At 64.8% G+C, this 8671-nt stretch carries 6 protein-coding genes and 1 pseudogene; 3 read left to right on the forward strand and 4 right to left on the reverse strand.

Going from position 1 to position 8671, the window contains the following annotated elements:
* The 3 genes from VJ811_RS07455 to VJ811_RS07465 all read left to right on the forward strand — a co-directional run.
* On the forward strand, positions 1-801 hold an 801-nt coding region (locus tag VJ811_RS07455), incomplete at its 5' end, for a lytic transglycosylase domain-containing protein (protein WP_324071625.1).
* Positions 791-1315 (forward strand): molybdenum cofactor biosynthesis protein B, encoded by a 525-nt coding sequence (gene moaB / locus VJ811_RS07460; protein WP_324071626.1) that lies wholly within the window; start codon positions 791-793, stop codon positions 1313-1315. The genes VJ811_RS07455 and moaB, both read left to right, overlap by 11 nt.
* A 149-nt stretch (positions 1316-1464) precedes the next feature.
* The gene (locus VJ811_RS07465) at positions 1465-2553 is read left to right on the forward strand and encodes a PA0069 family radical SAM protein (protein WP_414711919.1); all 1089 of its coding nucleotides are present in this window, start codon (positions 1465-1467) and stop codon (positions 2551-2553) included.
* 189 nt (positions 2554-2742) lie between these two features.
* Here the strand turns inward: VJ811_RS07465 and VJ811_RS07470 are convergent, their stop codons facing one another.
* The 4 genes and pseudogenes from VJ811_RS07470 to VJ811_RS07485 all read right to left on the reverse strand — a co-directional run.
* Positions 2743-4347, reverse strand: a complete 1605-nt coding sequence (locus tag VJ811_RS07470; protein WP_324071627.1) for a long-chain fatty acid--CoA ligase — start codon at positions 4345-4347, stop codon at positions 2743-2745.
* Between the two features lie 78 nt (positions 4348-4425).
* Positions 4426-7923 (reverse strand): DNA polymerase III subunit alpha, encoded by a 3498-nt coding sequence (gene dnaE, locus VJ811_RS07475; RefSeq protein ID WP_324071628.1) that lies wholly within the window; start codon positions 7921-7923, stop codon positions 4426-4428.
* 39 nt (positions 7924-7962) lie between these two features.
* Positions 7963-8439, reverse strand: coding sequence for a glutathione peroxidase (locus VJ811_RS07480; RefSeq protein ID WP_324071629.1), 477 nt, complete (start codon positions 8437-8439; stop codon positions 7963-7965).
* Positions 8440-8465: 26 nt separating this feature from the next.
* Positions 8466-8671: pseudogene (locus tag VJ811_RS07485) on the reverse strand (ABC transporter); the annotation flags it as partial.

Raw genomic sequence — 8671 nt, forward strand, 5'->3', positions numbered from 1 at the left:
GACCGCAGCGCCTGGCGCGCGCTCGAGGATCTGCCCAACGTCCGCGCCGCGATGGCGTTCGCCGAGATCGGCGAGGATAAATATGCCGGCACGCTGCTGCGCCATCAGGCGCTGATCGGCGACGCGCGGCAGCATGAACAATTGCTCGCGATGGCAGGCGCGCTCAGCTTGCCCGAAACACAGCTCTATCTCGCGCACAATACGCCGCAGGGCCGCAAGCTCGCGGCGCAGACACGCTATCCGCAGCCCAAATGGGAGCCGAACGGTGGCTGGCGCGTCGATCCGGCGCTGGTCTTTGCCCACACGCTCCAGGAATCACGCTTCCAACGCGGCGTCGTGAGCCCGGCGGGCGCTACCGGGCTGATGCAGGTGCGCCCCGGCACTGCGCGCGACATCGTGCGTTGGGAAGGCGCGGTCGCCGCACTGGGCGACCTCAAAACCCCCGCAGTGAACATGGATCTCGGCCAGCGTTATCTGCAATATCTCAGCCGCGACCCGTCGACCGGCGGCCAGCTTCCCAAGGTGATTGCCGCCTACAACGCCGGCCCTGCGCCCGTCGCGCGCTGGCAGTCCGAAATCCGCGATAATGGCGACCCTTTGCTCTATATGGAATCGATCCCCTATTGGGAAACGCGCGGCTATGTCGGCACCGTGCTGCGCAATTACTGGATGTACGAAGCGCAGCAGGGCAAGCCGTCGGTCAGCCGCGCCGCGCTCGCGCAGGGCAAATGGCCGCGCTTCCCCGACGGCAAGGACCGCACGCGCCTGACCTATGCGGGCGATCTCGCGAATGCCGATTGACGAGAGCCTCGTCTTCAAACCCGTCCGGATCGCGCTGCTGACCATTTCGGACAGCCGCAGCGCCGCGGATGACCGGTCGGGCGACAAGCTTGAGGAATTGCTGACCGGCGCGGGGCATATTCTAGCTGCGCGCGCGATCATCAAGGACGAAACCGACCTGATCGTCTCGCGCCTCCATAACTGGATCGACGACACGCAGGTCGACGTCGTGATCACCACCGGCGGCACAGGGCTGACAGGACGCGACGTGACGCCCGAGGCGCTGCACCGGCTGGACGGCAAGGACATCCCCGGCTTCGGCGAGCTGTTCCGCTGGCTCAGCTATCAGACGATCGGCACCTCGACGATCCAGTCGCGCGCCTGCGCCGTGGTCGCGCGCGGAACTTATATCTTCGCGCTCCCCGGTTCGACCGGCGCGGTGACCGACGCGTGGGAAGGCATTTTGTCGACCCAGCTCGACAGTCGCCACAAGCCCTGCAACTTTGTCGAGCTGATGCCGCGGCTGATGGAATAGACGAAAAAGATCCACGTCGCCCCGGCGAAGGCGGGGACCGCAAGCTGCCTTGGACTGCCCTTGCAGCGTAAAACGACAGCGGCCCCCGCCTTCGCGGGGGCGACGAGAATGTTCTTTATTTGTTCTCACCGACAAGATAATCTCCGCCGGTGGAATCCTCCAAACCCTTCCCCCCGATCGCAGGCCGCGGCGCGCCGACCAACCTGCGCCCGACGCGCACCGGATCGGCCGAGCGCGTCCTCGACGGCGACTGGCTCGACGCGGCGGAGGACATCGACGGCGAAGCGCCGCGGCTGCGCACGACGGTCACGGTGGAGAACCCGAAAACGATCATTTCGCGCAACAAATCGCCCGACATCAGCTTCGACCGCTCGATCAATCCCTATCGCGGCTGCGAGCACGGCTGCATCTATTGCTTCGCGCGCCCGACGCATGCGTTCCACGACCTGTCCCCCGGCCTCGACTTCGAAAGCAAACTCTTCGCCAAACCCGACGCCGCGAAGCTGCTGCGCGCTGAACTCGCAAAGCGCGGCTATACGGCGGCCCCGCTTGCGATCGGCACGAATACAGACGGTTACCAGCCGATCGAGCGTGAGTGGGGCATCACGCGGTCGGTCGTCGAGGTGCTTGCCGAAACGCGCCACCCGCTGATCATCACCACCAAGTCCGACCGCGTCCTGCGCGATATCGACTTGCTCGCCGATATGGCGCGCGACAATCTGGTCGGCGTCGCGGTGTCGGTTACGACGCTCGACCCCGCCGTCGCGCGCACGCTCGAACCGCGCGCCCCGCATCCGCGCCGGCGGCTCGCGGCGATCCGCAAGCTGATCGACGCCGGGGTGCCGACGCAGGTCAATATCTCGCCGATCATCCCCGCGATCACCGATCACGAGATCGAGGCGATCATGGCCGCCGCTGCGGATGCGGGCGCAATCCGCGCCTCCTATATATTGATGCGCCTGCCGTTCGAGGTCGCGCCCTTGTTCCGCGCCTGGCTCGCGGCGCATTACCCCGACCGTGCCGACAAGGTGATGCATATGGTGCAGGACATCCGCGGCGGCCGCGACAATGATCCCGATTTCTTCACGCGCATGCGGGGGCACGGCGTCTGGGCACAGCTCATCCGCACCCGCGTCAAACGCGCGGCGCGCGAACATCGCATGGATCGGAGCTTTCCGCCGATCCGAAGCGACCTGTTCAGGCCGCCGGAGAGGGATGGGCAGATGGAGCTGTTCTAATGGAAAACCGCCCCTCCCCCTTGATGGGGGAGGCGCGAAACTCGCCAGCTTGCTGGCTAGTTGCAGCGGAGGGGGTGCGGTCCCTGCCTGAAACGGACGGTGCCATGACGCACCTTCACCCCCATCCAACTTCGCCTAATCGCTGCGCGATAAGGCTGCATATCCTTCCCCCATCCAGGGGGAAGGTAATTACGCCGCCGCCAGCGACTTCAGCTTGTAATCCTTATAGTCATCCCGGATCTGGCGCTTCAAAATCTTACCCGTGGCGGTATGCGGCAATTCGTCGACAAACACGACCTCGTCGGGCAGCCACCATTTGGCGACCTTGTCCTTGAGGTAATCGACGATCACCGTCTCGCTGACCTCAACCCCCGGCTTCTTCACGATCAACAGGATCGGCCGCTCGTCCCATTTCGGATGATAGACCCCGACCGCCGCCGCCTCCTGCACCCCCGGCGCGCCGACCGCGGCGTTTTCCAGCTCGATCGAGCTGATCCACTCGCCGCCCGACTTGATGACGTCCTTCGCGCGGTCGGTGATCTGCATCACGCCGTCGGGATGCAGCACCGCGACATCGCCGGTGTCGAACCAGCCCTCGGCATCGGCTGCATCGGTATCGGCCTTGAAATAGCGCTGGATGATCCACGGCCCGCGGCACTGCAGTCGCCCGCTCGTCACGCCGTCGCGCGGGAGAACATGATCCTCGTCATCGACGATGCGCAGTTCGACCCCGAACGGCGGACAACCCTGGCGGCACACGATGTCGACCTGTTCGTCGAAGCTCAGCTCATCCCAGTTCCACGGGCGCTTGCCCATCGTCCCGATCGGGCTGGTTTCGGTCATCCCCCACGCGTGGCCGACCGCGATCCCCGCGCGCATGAAGCGTTCGATCATCGCGCGCGGCGCAGCCGAGCCGCCAATGATCACGCGCTCGAGTTTGCCGTAACCGATGCCGGTCGTGTCCATATGCGCGAACAACGCGATCCACACCGTCGGCACCCCGGCGCTATGGGTGACGCCCTCGTTATGCATCAGGTCGCACAGCACCTGCGCATCGTTGGTCGCCGAGAACACCAGCTTCGCGCCCACCGTCGCGGCGGCAAAAGGCACGCCCCAGCTGTTGGCATGGAACATCGGCACGATCGGCAGAATCACGCTGCGGTTCGACAGGCCGAACACGTCGGGCTGGATCTCGGTGATCGCATGAATGACGTTCGAGCGATGCTCGTAGAGCACGCCCTTGGGATTGCCCGTCGTCCCGCTGGTGTAGCAAAGCCCGACCGGATCGCGCTCGTCGAGTTCGACCCATTCGAAGCCGCCATCCTCGGCATCGACCAGGTCGCGGTACGACAGATAGTCGTCGCGCGCCGGGGCATCGAACAGGATGAAATGCTCGACCGTGGGCAATTGCGGGCGCAGCCGCTCGATGATCGGCAGGAACATCGCGTCGAACAGCAGCACCCGGTCGTCGGCATGGTTGACGATATAGATGAGCTGCTCGTCGAACAGCCGCGGATTGACCGTGTGGAGCACCCCGCCCATCCCCGCGCTGCCGTACCAGCTGACCAGATGATGGCCGTGGTTCATCGCCAGCGTCGCGATGCGGTCGCCCTTGTTCATGCCCAGCTTGACCATCGCCGCGGCGAAGCGGCGCGCGTCGCGCCCGACCTCACCCCATGTTGTGCGGCTCTGGCTGCCGTCGGCCCAGCGCGAGACGATTTCGCGCGTTGCATGCTCGCGCGCGGCGTGATCGATCAGGCTGGTGACAAGCAGCGGTTGGCCCTGCATTCCCATGATACGGCATCCTCAAATATATATAGTTGCCGTTCAGGGATAGGGCCGAAAATACACGCTATGCAAGGGGTGAAGGAATCAGCGAACCCTGAAATCGCGCGGCGCGACGAGCGAGAGCGCAGCATCGGTTACACCCGCAACCATTTCGAGCCGCGAGACCGTGTCGGGACCAAGCGCGAAACTACGGCCCAGCTCGATGCGGATATCCTCGTCGGTCATCGGGTCGCGGGTCGTTACTACGACCTTGCCGCGGGCATCGTCGCGCCTTTCGAGCAGGCGCGCGATCTCCGTCATTGCCTCGGGAATGGCCACCCTGCACCCTAGTTGAAGCGCGGCCGTGGCCGCAATTTCGGCGAGCGATTGCGCTCCGCGCACCGTCACGCGCGGGGTTTCCTCGCCTTCCAGCAGGTCCAGTTCGACCGACAGCATTGCGCAGCCGCCATCGCTTGCCAGCGCCTCGAGCGTTTTCCCGGCAATCTCGTCGAAACAGCTCGACTGAAACTGCCCGCTGCGATCGGAGAGCGTCAGATTGAGAAAGCGGTTGCCGCGCTGCGACACGCGCGGCCGCGCGCTTTCGACCATCGCCGCCATCGTCATGGGAATGCGCGTACCAGGCGTCATTTCGACATGGTCGCAGATGTCGCCATAGGATCGCGCGCCGCGCGCCGAAATGATCGCCTCATATTGTTCGACCGGATGCGACGAGAAATAGAAGCCGAAGGCGTCCTTTTCGCGCGTCATGCGTTCGGCGAGCGCCCACGGCTCGGCGGCGGGCAGCTGCAACGCCGGGGCGATCGCGATATCGCCGCCGAACAACCCGCCCTGCCCCGTCGAGCGTTCGTGCGCCGAACTGTTCGCGCAGGCAAGCAGGCTTTCGGCGCCCGCAAAGGCACGCGGCCGGTCGGGTTCGATGCAGTCGAATGCCCCCGCGCCCGCCAGCGCCTCTATCTGCCGCCGGTTGAGGAGCTTGGGATCGATGCGGCTCGCGAAATCGTCGAGCGACGCAAAATCGCCCTTGGCGCGCTCGGCGACCAGCGCCTCCATCGCCTTTTCGCCCACGCCCTTGAGCGCGCCGAGCGCATAGCGCACCGTCAGCCCGTCATCGCTCCGCCCGACCGAGAAATCGGCCTCGCTGTCGTTGACCGACGGCGGCGAGATTCCGACGTCGAGCCGCCGCATATCGTCGATGAAGATCGACAATTTGTCGGTCTGATGGCTGTCGAACGACATCGACGCCGCAAAGAATTCGTGCGGATAATGCGCCTTCAGCCACGCCGTCTGGTACGACAGCAAGGCATAGGCGGCGGCGTGGCTCTTGTTGAAGCCATAGCCCGCGAATTTGTCGATCAAGTCGAACAGCTCGTTCGCGGCCTTCGGCGCGATCTGGTTATGCTCGCCGCATCCCTTGACGAAGGTGTCGCGCTGCGCGTCCATCTCGGCCTGGACCTTCTTGCCCATCGCGCGGCGGAGGAGGTCGGCACCGCCGAGGCTGTAGCCGGCCAGGATCTGCGCCGCCTGCATCACCTGTTCCTGATAGACGAAGATGCCATAGGTTTCGGCGAGGATGCCTTCGAGCAATGGGTGCGGATAGGCGATCGGCTCGCGGCCGTTCTTGCGCGCGCCGAACAGCGGGATATTGTCCATCGGCCCCGGGCGATAGAGCGCGACGAGCGCGATGATGTCGCCGAAATTGGTCGGTTTCACCGCCGACAGCGTGCGCCGCATGCCTTCGGATTCGAGCTGGAACACCCCGACCGTCTCGCCGCGCTGGAGCAGCTCGTAAACCTTGGGCGTCGCGTCCGCGTCTTCCCAGGGCAGCGCGTCAAGATCGACGTCGATCCCGCGCAGCGCCAGCAGGCGTTTCGCCTCCTTCAGCACCGACAGCGTCTTGAGGCCCAGAAAGTCGAACTTCACCAGCCCCGCGCTTTCGACATATTTCATATCGAACTGCGTCACCGGCATGTCCGAACGCGGATCGCGATAGAGCGGGACAAGCTGGTCGAGCGGACGGTCGCCGATCACCACGCCCGCGGCGTGGGTCGAGCTGTGCCGCGGCAGCCCCTCTAGCTGGCGTGCCATGTCGAACAGCCGACGCACCCCATCGTCCTGCTTATATTCGGTCATCAGCTCGGAAACGCCATTGAGCGCGCGTTCGAGCGTCCACGGATCGGTCGGATGGTTCGGCACCAGCTTCGCCAGCCGGTCGACCTGGCCATAGCTCATCTGGAGCACGCGGCCGGTGTCCTTGAGCACCGCGCGCGCCTTCAGCTTACCGAAGGTGATGATCTGCGCGACGGTGTCGCGGCCGTATTTCTCCTGCACATAGCGGATCACTTCGCTGCGCCGCGTTTCGCAGAAGTCGATATCGAAGTCGGGCATCGACACGCGTTCGGGATTGAGGAAGCGTTCGAACAGCAGGCCGAGTTTGAGCGGATCGAGGTCGGTGATCGTCAGCGCCCAGGCGACGACGCTGCCCGCCCCCGAACCACGCCCGGGACCCACCGGAATGTCGTGCGCCTTCGCCCATTTGATGAAATCGGCAACGATCAGGAAGTAGCCGGGGAACCCCATCTGGATGATGACGTCGACTTCGAAATCGAGGCGCGTGACATAGGCTTCGCGCTCCTCGTCGGTCAGCTCGGGGTAGTGCGCGAGCCGCGCCGCGAGCCCCGTATGCGCGTCGGCCTTGAGCTGCGCCGCCTCGCCCTCGCGGTCGCCCGCAAGGCTTGGCAGGATCGGCGCGCGCTTCGGCGCCATGAACGCGCAGCGCTGCGCGATGACGAGCGTGTTGCGGATCGCCTCGGGCAGATCCGAGAAGGCGTCCTCCATCGCTTCGGCGGGTTTCAGCCAGGCTTCGGGGCTCGAAACGCGGCGGTCCTCGCTCTCGACATAGGCCGACTGCGCGATACACAGCATCGCATCGTGCGCGGGATGGAAATTCGGCTCGACGAAGTTCGCCGGGTTCGTCGCGACGATCGGCAGCGCCCTCGCATAAGCCAGATCGAGCAGCGCCGCCTCGGCCGCGATCTCGGTCGCATCGCCGCGCCGCGACAGTTCGATATAGAGCCGCCCGCCGAACAACGCTTCCAATTGCTCGACATAATCGTCGGCCGCGCTCTTCTGCTCGCCCGCGAGCAACCGCGCGAGCGCGCCCTCGCCGCCGCCGGTGAGGCATATCAGCCCGTCGGCCTTGCCTGCGATATCGGACAGCAGGACATGGGGATCCTGCTCGACGGGGCGGCCGAGATGCGCCGCCGACACCAGCGCGCACAGATTGTCATAACCCTGGTTGTCCTGCGCATAGAGCGCGAGCCAGTCGATCAGCGGCGCGCCGTTCGCGAGCCGCTGTCCCGGGCGCGCGACGCTGAGCAAGGTGCCGACGATGGGTTGCACCCCCGCCGCCTTGCACGCCTCGCCGAATGCCATGACACCATAAAGCCCGTTGCGATCGGCGACCGCGATCGCCGGAAATCCGCGCTCGCGCGCCGCCTTGGCGATCAGCTTGGGCTCGATCGCCCCCTCCAGCATGGTGAAACTGGAAAAGACGCGCAGGGGGACAAAGGGGCTGAAGGCCATCGGATGACGCTACAGTGACAGCACCGATTCTGCCAAGGGTTAACCCAGCAGTTCCTCGATCTCTTTGCGCAATTGTTCGGGCTTGGTAGTCGGCGCGTGGCGCGACACCGTCTTGCCCTCGCGATCGACGAGGAATTTAGTGAAATTCCATTTGATCCCGCTGCCGAGCAGGCCGGTCTTTTCCTTCTTCAAATGCTTGAAGATCGGATCGGCATCGTCGCCGTTGACGTCGATCTTGGCCATCAAAGGAAAGCTGACATCATAGGTCAGCGAGCAGAAATTCGCGATTTCCGTCGCATCGCCCGGCTCCTGAGCGCCGAACTGGTTGCACGGAAAGGCAAGGATCTCGAGCCCGCGGTCCTTATAATCGCGGTAAAGCTCCTCCAGCCCCTCATATTGCGGGGTGAAGCCGCATTTCGAGGCGGTGTTGACGATCAGCAGCACCTTGCCGCGATAATCGGCCAGCGACTGCGCGCCGCCGCCAGGAAGTTTCGCCGAAAGATCGTAAAGCGCCATATTCCGTCCCCTGCTGTCGGCGCAGCCTAAACCTCGATATGCCCTTCGTGCAAGCGCAGCACGCGGTCCATCTTCGCCGCCAGCCGCTCGTTGTGGGTGGCGACGAGCGCGGCACTGCCTTCTCCGCGCACCAGCGAAAGGAATTCGGCAAGCACCTTGTCGGCCGTGGCTTCGTCAAGGTTGCCGGTCGGCTCATCGGCGAGGACCAGCGGCGGGCGGTTGGCGAGCGCCC

The organism is Sphingopyxis sp., from assembly GCF_035250425.1.
GTDB lineage: Bacteria > Pseudomonadota > Alphaproteobacteria > Sphingomonadales > Sphingomonadaceae > Sphingopyxis.

Bases quoted from the DNA above. Each gene is read 5' to 3' on its own strand.
- moaB (WP_324071626.1), top strand. From the start codon at position 791: ATGCCGATTGACGAGAGCCTCGTCTTCAAACCCGTCCGGATCGCGCTG.
- VJ811_RS07470 (WP_324071627.1), bottom strand. From the start codon at position 4,347: ATGGGAATGCAGGGCCAACCGCTGCTTGTCACCAGCCTGATCGATCAC.
- dnaE (WP_324071628.1), bottom strand. From the start codon at position 7,923: ATGGCCTTCAGCCCCTTTGTCCCCCTGCGCGTCTTTTCCAGTTTCACC.
- VJ811_RS07480 (WP_324071629.1), bottom strand. From the start codon at position 8,439: ATGGCGCTTTACGATCTTTCGGCGAAACTTCCTGGCGGCGGCGCGCAG.